The 17,781-nt window shown below is 65.9% G+C and carries 15 protein-coding genes; 11 read left to right on the forward strand and 4 right to left on the reverse strand.

Annotated features, from left to right (window positions below; genetic code table 11):
* Positions 1-4: 4 nt before the first annotated feature.
* Genes IE116_RS19650 through hutG form a run of 4 tightly spaced genes read left to right on the forward strand, consistent with a single transcriptional unit; the run spans position 5 to position 4,057 of the window.
* Complete coding sequence (locus IE116_RS19650; RefSeq protein WP_189614957.1) at positions 5-601, forward strand: HutD/Ves family protein; 597 nt, start codon at positions 5-7, stop codon at positions 599-601.
* A 20-nt stretch (positions 602-621) separates the two neighbouring features.
* Positions 622-1,842, forward strand: coding sequence for an imidazolonepropionase (gene hutI, locus IE116_RS19655; RefSeq protein WP_189614958.1), 1,221 nt, complete (start codon positions 622-624; stop codon positions 1,840-1,842).
* The gene (locus IE116_RS19660) at positions 1,839-3,239 is read left to right on the forward strand and encodes a formimidoylglutamate deiminase (RefSeq protein ID WP_189614959.1); all 1,401 of its coding nucleotides are present in this window, start codon (positions 1,839-1,841) and stop codon (positions 3,237-3,239) included. The genes hutI and IE116_RS19660 overlap by 4 nt, the downstream gene beginning before the upstream one ends.
* A 2-nt stretch (positions 3,240-3,241) precedes the next feature.
* Positions 3,242-4,057 carry an N-formylglutamate deformylase gene (hutG, locus tag IE116_RS19665; protein ID WP_189614960.1) on the forward strand — a complete coding sequence of 272 codons (816 nt, stop codon included), beginning with the start codon at positions 3,242-3,244 and terminating at the stop codon, positions 4,055-4,057.
* A 25-nt stretch (positions 4,058-4,082) separates the two neighbouring features.
* Here the strand turns inward: hutG and IE116_RS19670 are convergent, their stop codons facing one another.
* Together IE116_RS19670 and IE116_RS19675 are read right to left on the reverse strand one after the other, a co-directional pair.
* The gene (locus tag IE116_RS19670) at positions 4,083-5,891 is read right to left on the reverse strand and encodes an EAL domain-containing protein (RefSeq protein WP_189614961.1); all 1,809 of its coding nucleotides are present in this window, start codon (positions 5,889-5,891) and stop codon (positions 4,083-4,085) included.
* Positions 5,892-5,999: 108 nt separating this feature from the next.
* The gene (locus tag IE116_RS19675) at positions 6,000-6,779 is read right to left on the reverse strand and encodes a 16S rRNA (uracil(1498)-N(3))-methyltransferase (protein WP_189614962.1); all 780 of its coding nucleotides are present in this window, start codon (positions 6,777-6,779) and stop codon (positions 6,000-6,002) included.
* Between the two features lie 125 nt (positions 6,780-6,904).
* Between IE116_RS19675 and tkt the strand changes: the two genes are divergently transcribed.
* From tkt to IE116_RS19700, 5 genes are all read left to right on the forward strand, one after another.
* Positions 6,905-8,956 (forward strand): transketolase, encoded by a 2,052-nt coding sequence (gene tkt / locus IE116_RS19680; protein WP_229828560.1) that lies wholly within the window; start codon positions 6,905-6,907, stop codon positions 8,954-8,956.
* A gap of 53 nt (positions 8,957-9,009) precedes the next feature.
* The gene (gap, locus tag IE116_RS19685; RefSeq protein WP_189614963.1) at positions 9,010-10,020 is read left to right on the forward strand and encodes a type I glyceraldehyde-3-phosphate dehydrogenase; all 1,011 of its coding nucleotides are present in this window, start codon (positions 9,010-9,012) and stop codon (positions 10,018-10,020) included.
* A gap of 2 nt (positions 10,021-10,022) precedes the next feature.
* A complete protein-coding gene (locus IE116_RS19690; protein ID WP_189614964.1) occupies positions 10,023-11,216 on the forward strand; it encodes a phosphoglycerate kinase in 1,194 nt (397 codons plus the stop codon).
* 308 nt (positions 11,217-11,524) lie between these two features.
* On the forward strand, positions 11,525-12,589 hold the full coding sequence (gene fba / locus IE116_RS19695) for a class II fructose-bisphosphate aldolase (RefSeq protein WP_189614965.1): 1,065 nt from the start codon (positions 11,525-11,527) through the stop codon (positions 12,587-12,589).
* Between the two features lie 31 nt (positions 12,590-12,620).
* The gene (locus IE116_RS19700) at positions 12,621-13,502 is read left to right on the forward strand and encodes a phosphoribosylaminoimidazolesuccinocarboxamide synthase (protein WP_189614966.1); all 882 of its coding nucleotides are present in this window, start codon (positions 12,621-12,623) and stop codon (positions 13,500-13,502) included.
* A gap of 176 nt (positions 13,503-13,678) precedes the next feature.
* Here the strand turns inward: IE116_RS19700 and IE116_RS19705 are convergent, their stop codons facing one another.
* Both IE116_RS19705 and IE116_RS19710 read right to left on the reverse strand, forming a co-directional pair.
* Positions 13,679-14,740 (reverse strand): NAD(P)H-dependent flavin oxidoreductase, encoded by a 1,062-nt coding sequence (locus IE116_RS19705; RefSeq protein WP_189614967.1) that lies wholly within the window; start codon positions 14,738-14,740, stop codon positions 13,679-13,681.
* Between the two features lie 97 nt (positions 14,741-14,837).
* Positions 14,838-15,680 (reverse strand): thioredoxin family protein, encoded by an 843-nt coding sequence (locus tag IE116_RS19710; RefSeq protein ID WP_189614968.1) that lies wholly within the window; start codon positions 15,678-15,680, stop codon positions 14,838-14,840.
* Positions 15,681-15,929: 249 nt separating this feature from the next.
* Between IE116_RS19710 and purE the strand changes: the two genes are divergently transcribed.
* On the forward strand, positions 15,930-16,538 hold the full coding sequence (gene purE / locus IE116_RS19715; protein WP_189614969.1) for a 5-(carboxyamino)imidazole ribonucleotide mutase: 609 nt from the start codon (positions 15,930-15,932) through the stop codon (positions 16,536-16,538).
* Positions 16,535-17,725 (forward strand): 5-(carboxyamino)imidazole ribonucleotide synthase, encoded by a 1,191-nt coding sequence (locus tag IE116_RS19720; RefSeq protein WP_189614970.1) that lies wholly within the window; start codon positions 16,535-16,537, stop codon positions 17,723-17,725. The genes purE and IE116_RS19720 overlap by 4 nt, the downstream gene beginning before the upstream one ends.
* Positions 17,726-17,781 lie beyond the last annotated feature (56 nt).

A 17,781-nucleotide genomic window follows, 5' to 3' on the forward strand; every position in this document is an offset into this window, starting at 1 on the left:
CGTCATGACGGTGCAACGTTTTGCCATCGAGCATCTGCTGTCCATGCCGTGGAAGAACGGCGGCGGCGCAACACGCGAGATCGTGTGCCAGCCGCCGGGCGCCGGCATGGATGCTTTCGATTGGCGCATCAGTATTGCGACGATTGACCGGCCCGGTCCGTTCTCGGCGTTTCCGGGCATCGCCCGCACCATCATGCTGCTGGAAGGCTGCGGCGTGCGGCTGCGGTCGGCCCAGGCAGGCATCGACCATCGGCTCGATACGCCGTTGATGCCGTTCGATTTCGATGGCAGCACGGCGCTCGACTGCGATCTGCTGGGGGGAACGTCCACCGACTTCAACGTCATGGTGCGGGCGGACCGGCTGGCGTCGCAATGCCGCGTGCTGCGTGCGGCGCATGCCTTGGCGCCCGCGCCGCACGGCCTGCTGCTGGCGGTTGCCGGAGAATGGACGGCCCAGAGCGACGATGCGTCGCGCCCCCTGAAAGCCGGCGAAGGCGTATGGTGGGCCGATACGCCGTTTGCTGCGCGCCTGACGCCAAGTGGCGATGACGCCGCGCTGATCGCGGTGCGCATCGAGCCGCGACAGGCGCCGCAGCGGTAGAACAGCAAGAGGACTTGAGCATGACGAAGGACTCCACCCCCTCCGCCGACGGCGTCTGGAACGATCTGCGCGTCGTTGATGACACGGGCACCGGCGCGGCAGACGCCGTGATCGTCGTCCAGCAGGGCACGATCGCCTGGATCGGCCCGCAGGCCGATCTGCCCCGCGACTTCGCTTCGCTGCCGCGCCACGATGGCCACGGCGCGCTGGTTACGCCCGGCTTGGTCGATTGCCATACCCACCTGGTCTATGGCGGCCAGCGGGCCAATGAATTTGCCATGCGGCTGGCCGGCGCCAGCTACGAAGACATTGCCAAGGCGGGGGGCGGCATCGTCTCGTCCGTCAAGGCGACACGCGACGCGTCGGAAGACGAACTCTTTGCCAGCGCATCGCACCGCCTGCAGTCCTTGCTGGCGGAAGGTGTCTGCGCCATTGAAGTCAAATCGGGCTATGGCCTGTCGCTGGAACACGAACGCAAGCAGTTGCGGGTGGCGCGCCGGCTGGCGGACGCGCACCACGTGACCGTGCGCACCACCTTTCTGGGGGCGCATGCCTTGCCGCCGGAATACGCCGGGCGCAGCAGCGACTATATCGATGCGGTCTGCAACGACATGCTGCCCGCCCTGGCGGCCGAAGGGCTGGTCGATGCCGTCGATGTGTTCTGCGAGCGCATTGCGTTTTCACTTGAAGAAACCGAACAGGTCTTCAAGGCGGCGCAGGCGCTGGGCCTGCCCGTCAAGCTGCATGCCGAACAACTGTCCGACATGGGCGGCACGGCGCTGGCCGCGAAGTACGGCGCGCTGTCGTGTGATCACATCGAACATCTGTCGCAGGCCGGCATCGACGCGATGAAGGCCTCGGGCACCGTCGCCGTCCTGCTGCCCGGCGCCTACTACACCTTGCGCGACACCCATCTGCCCCCCATTGCCGCGCTGCGCGAGGCAGGCGTGCCGATGGCTGTTGCCACCGATCACAACCCCGGCACGTCACCCGCGTTGAGCCTGCTGCTGATGGTCAATATGGCGTGCACCCTGTTCCGATTGACCGTGCCTGAAGCGCTGGCCGGCGTGACCCGTCATGCGGCGCGCGCGCTGGGCCTGCAGGACACCCATGGCGACCTGCGCGTGGGCACGCCCGCCAACTTCGTGCTGTGGAATCTGCGCGAACCGGCCGAACTGGCGTACTGGTTCGGCCAACGTCCGGTGCGCACCGTGGTGCGCCAGGGAAGGATCGCAGCATGACCGTCATCGTTCCCCATCATCAACTGTTCGCCGTCGACGCCTTGCTGCCGTCGGGCTGGGCCAAGGACGTCGTCCTGTCGTGGGACGCGCACGGTGTGCTGACGCATGTCGATGCCAATACCCTGGCGCCCGCCAACGTCGCGCGCGCCAGCGGGCCTGTCTTGCCGGGCATGCCCAACCTGCACTCGCATGCCTTCCAGCGCGCCTTTGCCGGCCTGACCGAGCATCGTGGCCAGGCGCAGGACAGCTTCTGGAGCTGGCGCACGCTTATGTACCGCTTTGCGTCGCGCCTGGGGCCGGAGCAGATGGAAGCCATCGCGACCTGGCTGTATGCCGAGATGCTTGAAGCGGGGTACACGTCCGTCTGCGAATTCCAGTACGTCCACCACGATGCCGACGGCACGCCCTACACCGATGACGCCGAGCTCAGCCTGGCGCTGCTGCGTGCCGCCAATACAACCGGCATCGGCTTCACGCTGCTGCCGGTGCTCTACCAGACCAGCGGCTTTGGCGCCAAGCCCCCGTCCGAAGGGCAGCGCCGCTTCATCCGGTCGACCGAATCGATGCTTGCGCTGCTGGAAGGGCTCAAGCCGCGGTGCGATGCCCAGGGCGCGCAACTGGGCCTGGCGCCGCATTCCCTGCGCGCCGTGCCGCCCGACAGCCTGCGCGACGCCATTGCCGGCCTGAACCGCATCGACCCGGCATCACCCATCCACATCCACATTGCCGAGCAGACGCAGGAAGTGGACGACTGCGTGGCCTGGAGCGGCCAACGGCCGGTGGCCTGGCTGCTGGACCATATGCCTGTCGATGCACGCTGGTGCCTGGTGCATGCCACGCACATGGACCACGAGGAATACGATCGCGGCGCGCGCAGCGGCGCGGTGGCCGGCCTGTGCCCGACCACCGAAGCCAACCTGGGTGATGGCATTTTTGATTTCCCCCGATGGCGCGACCACGGCGGCATCTGGGGCGTGGGCTCGGACAGCCACGCCTGCGTCAATGCCGCCGAAGAACTGATGCTGCTCGAATACGGCCAGCGGCTGTCCACCCGCCAGCGCAATGTGGGCGCCGAAGCCGCGCATCGTCATGTCGCGACCGCGTTGACGCTGGGCGCGGTGCAGGGCGGCGCGCAGGCGTCGGGCCGGGCGATCGCGGGCCTGGCGACAGGTCAGCAGGCCGACTTTGTCGTGCTCGACAGCACGCATCTTGCGCTGCAAGGCCTGGCGCCAGCAGATATGCTGTCGGCCCATGTGTTTGCCAGCCACCGCACGTCGGCCATTGCCGAGGTCTGGCGGGCCGGCCAGGCGCGCGTCACCGCCGGCCGGCATCCCTTGCACGAATCGGCCGCGCGGGCCTTTGTTGCGGCGCGTGCCCAGCTTCTTCAGGACCAATGATCATGATGTTCACCACCACTGAACCCGCTTTCCGTTTCCGCCAGGGCACCCGCCCGCTGCTGCTGTCGATGCCGCATGTCGGCACCCATGTGCCGCCCGCGCTGGCCGCGCGCCTGACCGAAGAATCGCGTCAGGTGCCCGACACCGACTGGCACCTGGAACGGCTGTATGACTTTGCCGACGCCATTGGCGCGTCGGTGCTGGTCGCGACCCATTCGCGTTATGTGATCGACCTGAACCGTCCGCCCGATGGCGCCAGCCTGTATCCGGGCCAGAGCGTGACGGGCCTGTGCCCGGTCGACAATTTCGATGACCGCGGCATCTATCCCGACCCCGCCGATACGCCGGACGACGCCGAAGTGGCCGCGCGCCGCGACGCCATCTGGTATGCGTACCATGCCAAGCTGGCCGAGGAACTGGCGCGCCTGAAGGCCGCGCACGGTACCGTCGCCCTGTGGGATTGCCATTCGATCCGGTCGGTGCTGCCGCGCTTCTTTGAAGGCAAGCTGCCCGACCTGAACCTGGGCACGGGCAAGGGATCGAGCTGCGATGCCGAGCTGGCCGAGTCGGTCTATGGCATTGCGCAGCAGGCGCCGGGGCTGACAGCGATCCTGAATGGCCGCTTTACCGGCGGCTACATCACGCGCCAATATGGCCAGCCGGCCGCCGGCGTGCAGGCCATTCAGCTGGAAATGACCCAGTCGAGCTATATGCAGGAAGCGCTGCCGTTCGACTACCTGCCTGACGTCGCCAGCAAGGTGCAGCCCACCCTGCGCCGCATGCTCGAAACCGTGCTGGAGTATGTCGAGAAGCGTTAAGGCGGATCGGCCGGGGCAGGGCGCGCTACGGCGCCCCGTCCTCTTCAAGATACAACCCGCGCGTCGCCAGCTTGGCCTTGTGTTTGGCCAGGGCGGCGGCTGACGCAACCTGCTCGGGTTGCGAATACTGCCCGCCGCGGACCCGCACCGCGCCGATCGACAGGCTGGTGAAGCCGAAGAAACGCATCATGCCGTCGCGGTCTTCGGCTTCGATGCCGCCTCGCGCCAGTGCGTCGGCATCGAATAGCGAACGCGCCTTGGTATTGAAATCCTCGATGATGTCGGCGCAGCGCTCGGCCCAGTCCTGGCTCTGGAACACCACCACGAAGTCGTCTCCCCCCACGTGCCCGACGAAGTCGCGGCGCGCATCGCAGTGGGCCACGAACACGCTGGCCACCAGCCGGATCATCTCGTCGCCCTGCCAGTAGCCGTAGTGGTCATTGAAAGGCTTGAAGTGATTCAGGTCGCCATAGCAGGCGACAAAGTCGTTGCCACTCGCAAGCAATCGCGCAATGTGCTGGCTGATGGGAATGTTGCCGGGCAGGAAGGTCAGCGGGTTGGCGTGGCGCGCGGCTTCGATGCGGATCTCGGTCACGGCGCGCACCAGTTGTTCCCCGGTGCTCACGCCCAGGTACTTGCCGCCTTCGGTAATGATGAAGCCTTCGGTCAAATAGCGCTGGTCTTCGGACGTCAGCACCTGCGTCAAGGTGTCGATGCCGGTGTAGCGGTCCAGGGTCAGCGGCGACATGTGCGCGAACAGCGTGCAGGGTTTGCGGCCGTACAGTTCCTTGAAGTAGGGCTTGGCGTACTGGTCAAAAAATCGTTCGCGATTGAGCAGACCGACCGGCGCGCCGTCTTCCACGATCGCGATCGAGTGCAGCGACTCGTCGGCCTGGAACATTTCGGCCACCACCTGGTGCGGCGTATCCGGCGGCACGGCGGGCGCGCGCATCAGCATGCGTTCGACCCGGAAATCCGAATGCACCGCGCGCGCCACTTCGGGCAGCACGGCAATCTCGGTGCTATCAAGTTCGCGCCGCACGTCGGCGCCAATGGCGCGCACCACCCGCGGCGCAGGCCGCCCAAAGAAATAGCCCTGGCCATAGGCCACGCCCAGGTCGCGGATCACCCGCAGTTCGGTATCGGTCTCGATGCCTTCGACGATCACGACCGTGCCCAGGCTGGCCGCCAGGCGCAGCAGGGCATCCAGCATCTGCACCTTTTCGCCATGGTCGCCAATGTCGCGGGCAAAGAACTTGTCGATCTTGACGATGTTGGGCTTGACCTCGGTCCACAGCCGCAGGCTCGAGCATCCGTCGCCAAAATCATCCAGGGCGATCTGCACCCCGCACGCCCGCAGGCGCGCCACCGCGTCGAGCAGGGCAGGCATGTCGGCCACGCGATCATGTTCGGTCAGTTCGAACACCAGCGATTCCGGCGACACCCGGATGCTGCGCAAGATGCGCAGCAGGTCGGGCGTGTCATGACGGGCCAGCGCCTCGACCAGCGCGGCGCCGCTGATGTTCACGAACAGCTTGCCCTTCATGGCCTGCCGCGACCACGCCAGGATGCCGGCGCGCACGCAGGCGATTTCCAGGTCGATCAGCAGGCCTTCGGCCCGCGCCGCCGCAAACATGGCGTCGGGCATGTGCAGCGCGGTGCCTTCGGGGCCGCGAATCAGGCATTCATGCGCGGTGACGGCGCCGTCGGCCAGACGCACGATGGGCTGGAACACCGGATGCAGGGCGTTGTCGGCCAGCACGCGCGCCAGCGTCCAGGGCGCATCCGCTGCCGCGTGCCAGTGCCCGGCAGGGGTCGCTCGAAGAGCAGTCATGGGTGCACGGCGGCGAGACGCAGGAGTGGAAGGTGCGGAAGTATCCGCCCGCAAGATGTACGGCGCGTGACCGTGGCGCGGTGTGGCGCGCCGGGTACGGTTTTCCTGCTAGATCCAGCCCAGGGTTGCGCTCAACGCCGAGACCAGCGCGATGCCGGCGGTTTCGGTCCGCAGCACACGATCCCCGAAACGCACGGGCTGCACGCCGTGGCGGGCGGCCAGATCCATTTCTTCGGGTGACCATCCTCCTTCCGGACCAATCAGCAGTTCTACGCCATTTGCCAGGTCGCCGGCGCGCTGGGTCGCGAGTATCGTGAGGCGGTCCTTGGCGTCGGGGTCGCAGATCAGGCGCAGCGGGGCAGGGGACGGAGCGGCGGAAACGCCGTCAGGACCCGCGGGATACGCCGACACGAAGTACTGCTCGGCCGTCAGCGGCGCGAACACCTGCGGCACGCGGTTGCGGCCGGATTGCTCGCAGGCGGCCACCGCGATGCGGCGCCAGTGCACCAGGCGTTTGTCGAGCCGGTCGCCCGACAGGCGCAGCACCGAGCGGTTGGCGGCGATGGGCTGGATGGCATGGGCGCCGACTTCGACGGCCTTTTCGATCACCCAGTCCATCTTGTCGCCCGATGCGATGCCCTGGACCAGAGTGATGCGGCCGGGCAGCTCGGCTTCGCGCGGATCGTGGTCACCCAGCGCCGCCCAGCCGCCCTTGCCTTCGGCTTCGAGCCGCGCCGGCACCTGACCACCCTGTCCATTGAACAGGATGACGTCTTCGCCATCGCGCAGCCGCAGCACGCGAAAGGCATGGTGGGCAATGTCGGCGGGTAGCGGGACGCGCGTGTTCGGCGCAAGAGGAAGATCAACGAAAAAACGTGGGAGAGACATGCTGGGCGGGGGACGATGTAACAGATCAGTAACGGTCCGCACGGCGCGATCGGTGCGAAGCTGACACGAATGTTAAACTCTAAAGCTTTGTAGCTGCGGGGTTTCCCGCCGGATAGAGCGCCTTTATGAGCAAGCAAGCCGCCCCTCATTCATCGATGGCCAACGCGATTCGTGCGCTGGCGATGGATGCCGTTCAACAGGCCAATTCGGGCCACCCCGGCGCGCCCATGGGCATGGCCGAGATCGCCCAGGCGTTGTGGAACAGGCATCTGCGCCACAATCCCGCCAATCCGGCGTGGGCCGATCGCGACCGTTTCGTGCTGTCGAACGGGCATGGCTCCATGCTGATTTATGCCTTGCTGCACCTGACCGGCTACGACCTGCCGATTTCCGAGCTGCGCAATTTCCGGCAAATGCATTCCCGCACGCCGGGCCACCCCGAAGTCGGCATCACCCCCGGGGTTGAGACCACCACCGGCCCGCTGGGCCAGGGTGTCTCGAACGCCGTCGGCATGGCGCTGGCCGAAGCGCTGCTGGCCACCGAGTTCAACCGCCCGGGCCTGCCTATCGTCGATCACTTCACCTACGCGTTCGTGGGTGATGGCTGCCTGATGGAAGGCGTGTCGCACGAAGTGGCCTCGCTGGCGGGCACGCTCAAGCTGTCCAAGCTGGTCGTGCTGTACGACGCGAACGGCATTTCCATCGACGGTCACATCGAACCCTGGTTCGGCGACGACACCGCCACACGTTTCGAAGCCTATGGCTGGAACGTGATCCGCAACGTCGACGGCCATGACGTGAACGCGGTCGACGCCGCCATCGCAAGCGCCAAGGCGCAGGCCACCGCCGCGGGCGGCAAGCCCACCCTGATCGTCTGCAAGACGGTGATCGGCAAGGGCGCCCCCACCATGGCCGGCACGCATAACGTGCACGGTGCGCCGCTGGGCGACAAGGAAATCTCGGCCACCCGCGCCGCCATCGACTGGCCCCACGCGCCGTTCGAGATCCCGGCCGACGTGTACGCCGCCTGGGACGCGAAGGAAGCCGGCCACGCCGCCGAAGCGAACTGGAACAAGTGTTTTGCCGAGTACCGCACGCAGTTCCCCGAGCTGGCCGCCGAATTCGAGCGCCGCATGAAGGGTGACCTGCCTGCCGATTTTTCGGACACGCTGGCGCGCATCGTGGCCCAGACGGCCGACAAGCAGGAAACGCTGGCCAGCCGCAAGGCCTCGCAGCAGATGATCGCGGCGTTGGTCGATGTGCTGCCTGAAATGCTGGGTGGGTCGGCCGACCTGACCGGCTCGAATTTCACGGACTGGAAAGGCGTGGCGGCAGTGCGGCCAGGCGAGCAGGGCATCCAGTTCGGCCGCCACATCAACTATGGCGTCCGCGAATTCGGCATGAGCGCGATCATGAACGGGATCGCGCTGCACGGCGGCTATCTGCCGTTCGGCGGCACCTTCCTGACCTTTGCCGACTATTCGCGCAATGCGCTGCGGATGGCGGCCCTGATGAAACAACGCGTGGTGTTCGTGTTCACGCATGATTCGATCGGCCTGGGCGAAGACGGCCCGACCCACCAGTCGGTGGAACATGCCGCCAGCCTGCGTCTGATTCCGAACCTGTCGGTCTGGCGTCCGTGCGACACGACCGAAACGGCGGTGGCCTGGGGCGCGGCGGTGGAACGTCCGTCCAGCATCGGCATGCAGGTGCGTGCCGGCGGCCCGACGGCGCTGCTGCTGTCCCGCCAGAACCTGCCCTTTGTCGAACGCGACCAGGACACCATCGCGGCCGTGGCGCGCGGTGGCTATGTGCTGCGCGACGCGCTGGGCGCGGCGGCGGTGATCATCGCGACCGGATCTGAAGTGGGCCTGGCGCTGGCCGCGCAGGAAGCGCTGGCCGCCGAAGGCGTACTGGTGCGCGTCGTGTCGATGCCGAGCACCGATGTGTTCGACCGGCAGGACGCCGACTGGCGCGAGAAAGTCTTGCCCAAGGGTCTGCCGCGCGTGGCGGTCGAGGCCGGCGTGACCGACTTCTGGCGCAAGTACGTGGGACTGGAAGGCGAAGTGGTCGGCATCGACACCTTCGGCGAATCCGCCCCGGCAGGTGTCCTGTTCAAGCATTTCGGCTTCACCGCGGAACGTGTCGCGGCTGCGGTCAAGAAAGTGATTGGTTGAGAGTTGACGACTAGTACCCGAATATTCATATCACTACCTCGAGGAAACACACCATGACCATCCGTGTCGCGATCAATGGCTACGGCCGCATCGGCCGCAACGTCCTTCGTGCCCATTACGAAGGCGGCAAGAAGCATGACATCGAAATCGTTGCGATCAACGACCTGGGCGATCCCAAGACGAACGCCCACCTGACGCAGTACGACACGGCCCATGGCAAGTTCCCGGGTACGGTCACCGTCGACGGCGACTACATGGTCGTGAACGGCGACAAGATCCGCGTGCTGGCCAACCGCAATCCGGCCGAACTGCCGTGGGGCGAGCTGAACGTCGACGTCGTCATGGAGTGCACGGGCTTCTTCACCACGAAGGAAAAGGCCAGCGCGCACATCAAGGGCGGCGCCAAGAAAGTCATCATCTCGGCCCCGGGCGGCAAGGATGTCGACGCAACCATCGTCTACGGCGTGAACCACAACGTCCTGAAGTCGACCGACACCGTCATCTCGAACGCATCGTGCACGACCAACTGCCTGGCTCCGCTGGTGCAGCCGCTGCACGCCAAGCTGGGCCTCGTGTCGGGCCTGATGACCACCATCCACTCGTACACCAACGACCAGGTTCTGACCGACGTCTATCACGAAGACCTGCGCCGCGCCCGTTCGGCCACGCACAGCATGATCCCGACCAAGACCGGCGCCGCCGCCGCCGTGGGCCTGGTGATGCCGGAACTGAATGGCAAGCTGGACGGCTTCGCGATCCGAGTCCCGACCATCAACGTGTCGCTGGTCGACCTGTCGTTCGTTGCCTCGCGCGACACGACCGTTGAAGAAGTCAACGCCATCATGAAGGAAGCTTCGGAAGGCGCCTTGAAGGGCATTCTGGACTACAACACCGCACCCCTGGTGTCGGTCGACTTCAACCACAACCCGGCGTCGAGCAGCTTCGATGCGACGTTGACCAAGGTCATCGGCAATCTGGTCAAGGTGTCGTCGTGGTACGACAACGAGTGGGGCTTCAGCAACCGCATGCTGGACACCACCATCGCCCTGACGTCGGCGAAGTAATCATGAGCAAGGTCCTCACGCTGTCGGGTCTGGCGTCCGAAGGCAAGCTGAAGGGCAAGCGCGTATTCATCCGCGCCGACCTGAACGTGCCTTTGGGCGACCAGGGCCAGATCACGGAAGACACGCGCATCCGCGCCTCGGTGCCGGGCATCCGCCTGGCGCTGGACGCGGGCGCCGCCGTCATGGTGACCTCGCACCTCGGTCGTCCGACCGAAGGCACGTTGACCCCGGCCGATTCGCTGGGCGTCGTGGGCGAGCGCCTGTCCGAATTGCTGGGCAAGCCGGTCCGTCTGGCGACCGACTGGGTCGACGGCGTGGACGTCGCCCCGGGCGAAGTGGTTTTGCTCGAGAACTGCCGCGTCAACAAGGGTGAAAAGAAGAACGACGAAGCGCTGGCAAAGAAGCTGGCCGCGCTGTGCGACGTGTACGTGAACGATGCCTTTGGCACCGCGCACCGTGCCGAAGCCACCACCCACGGCATTGCGAAGTTTGCGGCCGTGGCGTGCGCCGGTCCGCTGCTCGAAGCCGAGCTGGACGCCCTGGGCCGCGCACTGCTGGCGCCCAAGCGTCCGCTGGTCGCCATCGTGGCCGGCTCCAAGGTCTCGTCCAAGCTGACGATCCTGCGCGCGCTGGCCGACAAGGTCGACGCGCTGATCGTGGGCGGCGGCATTGCCAACACGTTCATGCTGGCCAAGGGCCTGCCGATCGGCAAGTCGCTGGCCGAGCCGGACCTGGTGGAAGAAGCCCGCGCGATCATCGATCTGATGCAATCGCGTGGCGCCGCCGTGCCGATCCCGACCGACGTCGTCTGCGCCAAGAAGTTTGCCGCTGACGCGCCTGCCGAGACCAAGGCCGCTGCCGATGTCGCCGACGACGACATGATCCTGGACATCGGCCCGCAAACCGCCGCGTTCCTGGCGGATTCGCTGAAGGCAGCCGGGACCATCGTCTGGAACGGCCCGGTGGGCGTGTTCGAGTTCGACGCGTTCGAACACGGGACCAAGACGCTGGCCCGGGCCATCGCTGCGTCGCCGGCCTTCTCGATCGCCGGCGGTGGCGACACGCTGGCCGCGATTGCCAAGTACGGCATTGCGGACCAGGTGGGCTACATCTCGACCGGTGGCGGCGCTTTCCTGGAATTCCTGGAAGGCAAGACGCTCCCGGCCGTGGCGATCCTGCAGGAACGCGCCGCCTGAGCGGTGGGATCCGACCGATGATCCGCGTGCGCCAGACATCGTCTGGACTGCGGCGTTTGACGTAGTACCGGGGGCTTCGAGACGGCGTAAAGTGGTAGGCCGTCTCGAAGCCTTTGTTTTGTAAATCGCTACCGAACGCAAAAACCCTGGCTCCGGCAGGGGTTGTCGCGTATCTAGTTCGGGCGAGTGGTCCACCTGCCGGGCCGGTACCGCCCAAGAATGCTTTACGGGCAGGCCTACGCGCCTGTCCGGGTCACCGATTTCGTGTTTCCGATTTGCTCAGGCATCAATCTCCAGGAGTTTCAAAAATGGCCCTAGTTTCCATGCGTCAACTGCTCGATCACGCGGCAGAAAACGGTTACGGCATCCCCGCCTTCAACGTGAACAACCTGGAACAGGTCCAGGCCATCATGGAAGCGGCGAACGAGACCGACAGCCCGGTCATCATGCAAGCCTCGGCAGGCGCCCGCAAGTACGCCGGCGAAGGCTTCCTGAAGGCCCTGATCGCTGCCGCGGTCGAGACGTATCCGCACATTCCGGTGGTGATGCACCAGGACCACGGCCAGTCGCCGAAGGTGTGTGAAGGCGCCATCAACATGGGCTTTTCCAGCGTGATGATGGACGGCTCGCTGCAGGAAGACGGCAAGACCGTCGCCGACTACGATTACAACCTCGACGTCACCAAGCGCGTCGTGGAAATGGCCCATGCCCGCGGCATTACCGTGGAAGGCGAACTGGGTTCGCTGGGCTCGCTCGAAACCATGATGGGCGACAAGGAAGACGGCCACGGCTTTGACGGCGCCCTGACCCGCGAACAGCTGCTGACCGACCCGGAACAAGCTGCGGATTTCGCCAAGCGCACCCAGATCGACGCGCTGGCCATCGCCATCGGCACCAGCCACGGCGCCTACAAGTTCTCGCGCAAGCCCACGGGCGACATCCTGGCGATCGACCGCATCAAGGAAATCCATCGCCGCCTGCCGAACACCCACCTGGTCATGCACGGCAGCTCCAGCGTGCCGCAAGACCAGCTCGCGATTATTCGCGAGTTCGGCGGCAAAATGAAGGAAACGTATGGCGTGCCGGTCGAAGAGATCCAGGAAGCCATCAAGCACGGCGTGCGCAAGATCAATATCGACACCGATATCCGTCTGGCCATGACTGCTGCGATCCGCAAGTTCTTTGCCGAGAACCCCGAAAAGTTCGACCCGCGTGATTACCTGAAGCCTGCCCGCGAAGCCGCCAAGCGCATCTGCCTGCAGCGTTACACGGAATTCGGCACCGCCGGCAACGCCAGCAAGATCAAGGCCGTGCCGCTGTCGGAAATCGCAACCATGTACGCAACGGGTAAACTCCAGCAAGTCGTCGCGTAAGCGGCATCCATTCCGAACTTCAGGCAGATCCATGTCCGCACCGCTTTATCAGTCCACCATTCAATCCCTGCCGTTGCTTGCGCGCGGCAAAGTGCGCGACATGTACGCGGTCGGCGATGACAAGCTGCTGATCGTGACGACCGACCGCCTGTCCGCGTTCGACGTGATCCTGGATGACCCGATTCCGGGCAAGGGCGAAGTGCTCAATTCGCTCACGGACTTCTGGTTCGATCGCCTCGGGACCATCATCCCCAACCACCTGACCGGCATCGCGCCCGAAACGGTGGTGACGGAACTGGAACGCGAACAGGTCACGGGCCGCGCGGTGGTGGTCAAGCGGCTCAAGCCGGTTTTGGTGGAAGCCGTGGTGCGGGGCTACCTGATCGGTTCGGGATGGAATGATTACCTGGCAACGGGTTCGGTCTGCGGCATCACGCTGCCGGCCGGCCTGCAACAGGCCGACAAGCTGCCGTCGCCGATCTTTACGCCGGCGGCCAAGGCTGAGCTGGGTGCGCACGATGAAAACGTCGATTTCGAGCACGTGGTGCGCGAAGTGGGCCCGCAACTGGCCGAGCAGATCCGTGAAGTGTCCCTGCGGATCTACCAGGTCGCGGCCGACTACGCCGCCCAGCGCGGCATCATCATCGCCGATACCAAGTTCGAATTCGGCCTGGATGAAAACAACCAGCTGCACCTGATGGACGAAGTGCTGACCCCGGACTCGTCACGTTTCTGGCCTGCCGATTCGTACACGCCGGGCATGAGCCCGCCGTCGTTCGACAAGCAGTTCGTGCGTGACTGGCTCGAGACGCAGGATTGGGGCAAGACCGCCCCGGCCCCGCGCCTGCCGGCCGATGTGCTGCAAAAGACATCGGACAAGTACAAGGAAGCACGTGCGAGGTTGGTAGCTTGAAACGGCGAATAAAACGGCTGATCGCGTGGGTAGTGAGCTTGTAAAGCCCCAGCCTGCGGCGGTCAGCAAACGAGAAGTCCGCAGGATGTGAAAACGCCGGTTCGAAGATGAACCGGCGTTTTTTTGGCCTGCGGTATCTGGCCTGCGTTGTTGGCTTGCGTTCTTGATGGGCGCGCTCAGCCCTTCATTTCGTCCGCCAGCGTCTTCATCAGGTCCGCCGCCGTCATCTCGCGGGCCAGCGGCGCGCCCTGTCCAGCCCACTGCGCCGCAAATTCGTGATTGTCCTGCTTGCCGGCGGCGGCGTTGATCTGCTTGGCCGCATCGTAGGCCAGCGGGTAGTCGGCGGGTGGCGGGCTGCCGGCGGCTTCACCGAAATCGATGTAGCGATTGACCATGCCGCGCGCCGGCCGGCCCGACAGCACGGCGGTCAGCCGCGTCGAATAGGCGCGGTCGCCGCTCAGGTTGGCGCGGTAGGCCGCGTTGGCGGCCGATTCCGGGCACAGCACGAAGGCGGTGCCCAGCTGCGCCGCCGCAGCGCCCAGGTCCAGCGCGGCCTTGATGCCCCGGCCATCCATGATGCCGCCGGCGGCGACCACCGGCAGACGTGTTTCGCGCAGCACCAGCCGCACCAGCACCCAGGTAGGCAGGGCTTCGTCGGTCGCGGACGGATCGAACATGCCGCGATGGCCGCCCGCTTCGATGCCCTGCGCAACGATGGCGTCCACGCCGGCCTGTTCGATCTGCCAGGCTTCATCCAGGTTGGTGGCGGTGGCCATGGTCACGATGCCGGCCTTGCGCAGCGCCTGGATCCGGTCCGCCGAGGGCAGGCCGAAGTGAAAGCTGACCACGGCCGGGCGGGTGGCGAGCAACATCTCGAACGCGGCGTCGTCCCCCACGAAGCTCGGGTAGATTTCGTCAAGGTGGTCGGGCGCGGCAATGCCGGCTTCGGCAAACAGCGGCGCCAGGTGCGCCAGCCAGGCGGCTTCCCGGTCGGCGTCGCGGCGGGCCGGCGCGTGGCAGAACACGTTGACGTTGAACGGCCGCTTGGTCAGCGCGCGGGTGGCCTTGATGGCCTCGCGCGCCTGTTCCACCGTGCTGGCGCCGATGCCCAGCGAACCCAGCCCGCCGGCGTTGGACACAGCGGCGGCAAGCTGCGGCGTCGACACTCCGGCCATGGGCGCCTGGATGATGGGAAGGGACAGGCCCAGGCGGGCCAGGAAAGGACGGGAAGCGGACACGTGAAACTCCTGGCAGCGGCCGTGACGGCCGGGCAGAGGGATGGGGGAAACCGCAAACCGCGGCGGCGCAGAAGCCTGCGCCACCCAGGCAGGCAGTCTAGAACAGCAAGGTGGACAGCTTGCGGCGGTATTGTGAAACCAGTTCTGGCTGCGCCGACGCCATGCCAAAGACGGCGATCAGCGTCTTGCGGCCGATTTCCTCCTGGAAGGTCCGGTCGCGGGCCACGATTTCCAGCAGTTCATCCATGGCCGGGCCCCAGGCGCGGCGGGCGATGCGCTTGTTGGCCAGTTCCAGGCGGGCCTGCAGGTCGTTCGGATCGGCCTCGATCCGCTTCACGATCTCGTCTTCGTCCGGCAAATCCTGCGCCTGATCGACGGCGTTCAGCGCCGTTTCCATTGGCTCGTAGCGCGGATCGGCCTTGGCCTTGGGCGTCAGCAGCGCAAATTGCGCCTTGGCGTCTTCCGGCCGGCCGGTGGTGATCAGCACCTCGACATAATCGAAGCGGGCTTCGTCATAGGTGGCGTCCAGCACCAGCGCGGCGCGCAGGTGCTTTTCGGCCGTTTCCATATCGCCGGCCTGGGCCGCGGCCAGCGCCTGCTGGTGTTCTTCTTCGTGCGGCAGGGGCAGGAAACGATCGATGAAGGCGCGGACCTGGCCTTCGGGCTGCGCGCCGGTGAACTTGTCGACCGGGCGTTCGTTGACGATCGCGACCACCAGCGGAATGCTGCGGGCCTGGAAGTGGGCGGCCAGTTCGGGATTCTCGTCCACGTTGACCTTGACCAGCTTGAAGCGGCCGGCGTAGTCGCGCTCGAGCTTTTCCAGCGTGGGGGTCAATGTGCGGCAGGGACCACACCACGGCGCCCAGAAGTCCACCAGGACAGGGACCTCCCGCGACGCGTGTATGACTTCACGTTCGAAATTGGCGAGTGTGACATCCATGGCAAGCATCCTATGAAGCGTTCGTTTAGGCGAATTTTCCTCTATGTGGGGCGTGTTGTGGCAGAGGCAACGGGGAAACCGACGCGGCGCGGTAAAATCGTCGGTTCGATATAACGGTTTTCGCGTCAAGGGCTCGTACGTATCCCTGGATCAGCTGCAGGTTTTAGCGGCTAAAACCGGCGTCGACCTTGGTTCATGTCCAAGCCGCTTACGTTCACCATCGGGGTCGTTCCCCGGGATTCCCAGCCTATGTCCAGCCACGCTTCAACACCTTCGTCCTCCCTTGCGCCTGTCACCGTCGGTATCGTGATGGGTTCGTCCAGCGATTGGGAGGTGATGCAGCATGCCGTGACCATCCTGACGGAATTCCGAATCCCGTTCGAGGCGCGTGTCGTGTCCGCCCACCGCATGCCGCTCGACATGGTCGAGTATGGCGCGCAGGCGCCGAAACGCGGCATGCGCGCGATCATTGCCGGGGCGGGGGGCGCGGCCCACTTGCCTGGCATGGTGGCGGCGCTGACCTCGGTGCCTGTGTTTGGCGTGCCGGTGCCGTCGCGCTACCTGCGGGGCGAAGATTCCTTGCTGTCGATTGTGCAGATGCCCAAAGGCGTGCCCGTGGCCACCTTTGCCATTGGTGAAGCCGGCGCGGCCAATGCGGCGCTGCACGTGATCGCCAATCTGGCCACCACGGACGACGACCTGCGCACCCGCCTGGACGCCTTCCGGGCCCGCCAGACCGAAGCTGCCCGCGCCATGGCGCTGCCGATCACCGGGCTGGTGAGTGGGACTGATGCGGACACTGATGCGCGCGCTGAAGCCGGCACTGGCGCCAGCGCCGCCCAAGGAAAGCAGCCATGACCCCGCCGCGCAAGGCGATTCTGCCGGGCCAGTGGCTGGGAATGTTGGGGGGTGGCCAATTGGGCCGCATGTTCTGTCATGCCGCCCAGGCCATGGGCTACCGCGTGGCCGTGCTGGACCCGGCAACTGAAAGCCCGGCCGGGTCGGTGGCCGACCTGCACATCGTGGCGGATTATGACGACCGCGACGCCCTGGCCGAATTGGCCGACCTGTGCGCCGCCGTGACCACCGAATTCGAAAACGTGCCGGCCGCCAGCCTGGAATTCCTGGCCGCGACGCGTCCGGTCGCGCCCGATGCCAAAGCCGTGGGCATTGCCCAGGACCGCATGGCCGAAAAGGGCTTTATCGCGTCGCAGGGTGTGCCGGTCGCGCCCTATGCCGAGATCCACACCGCAGCCGACCTGGACACCGCGTCGGCGTCCTTGTACCCCGCCATTCTGAAAAGCGCCCGCCTGGGCTACGACGGCAAGGGCCAGGCCCGCGTCAAGACGGCCGACGAGGCCAAGGCGGCGTTTGCGTCCTTTGGCAGCGTGCCCTGCGTGCTGGAAGCCATGCTGGCGCTCAAGCACGAAATTTCCATCGTGGTGGCGCGCGGGTTCGATGGGCAATCGGTGACCTATCCGGCGTCGGAAAACGAACATCGCGACGGCATCCTGGCCGTGTCGACCGTGCCATCGCCGAACGTGTCGCCGGCCCTGGTGGCGCGCGCGACCGAAGCCGCTCGCACGATTGCGGCCGGCCTCGATTACCACGGCGTGCTCTGTGTCGAGTTCTTTGTGCTGGAAGGCGACCGCCTGGTCGTGAACGAAATGGCGCCCCGGCCGCACAACAGCGGGCACTTTTCGATCGATGCCTGCGTGTCCAGCCAGTTCGAGCAGCAGGTGCGCGCCATGGCGGGACTGCCGCTGGGGTCGACGGAGGTGTTGGCGCCGTCGGTGATGCTGAATGTGCTGGGGGATGTGTGGTTTACGGGTACCGATGCCGAGGGTGCTGCGGCCGACGCGGCCACCGAACCGGCCTGGGCCAAGGTCCTGGCCGTGCCGACGGCCAAGCTGCACCTGTACGGCAAGACCGACGCCCGCCGGGCCCGCAAGATGGGTCACATCACTTGCCTGGGCAGCACTGCCGCCGAAGCGTCGTCGGCAGCAGCGAAGGTGGCTGGCGTCCTGGGCATCGCGTTTCCGTGAGCTTGGGCATGCTGCGCGCGTCGATGCACGCCGAAACGGCGCCCAGGATAGTGTGT

The organism is Pigmentiphaga litoralis (assembly GCF_014651835.1).
In the GTDB taxonomy this organism is placed as follows: Bacteria; Pseudomonadota; Gammaproteobacteria; order Burkholderiales; family Burkholderiaceae_B; genus Pigmentiphaga; species Pigmentiphaga litoralis.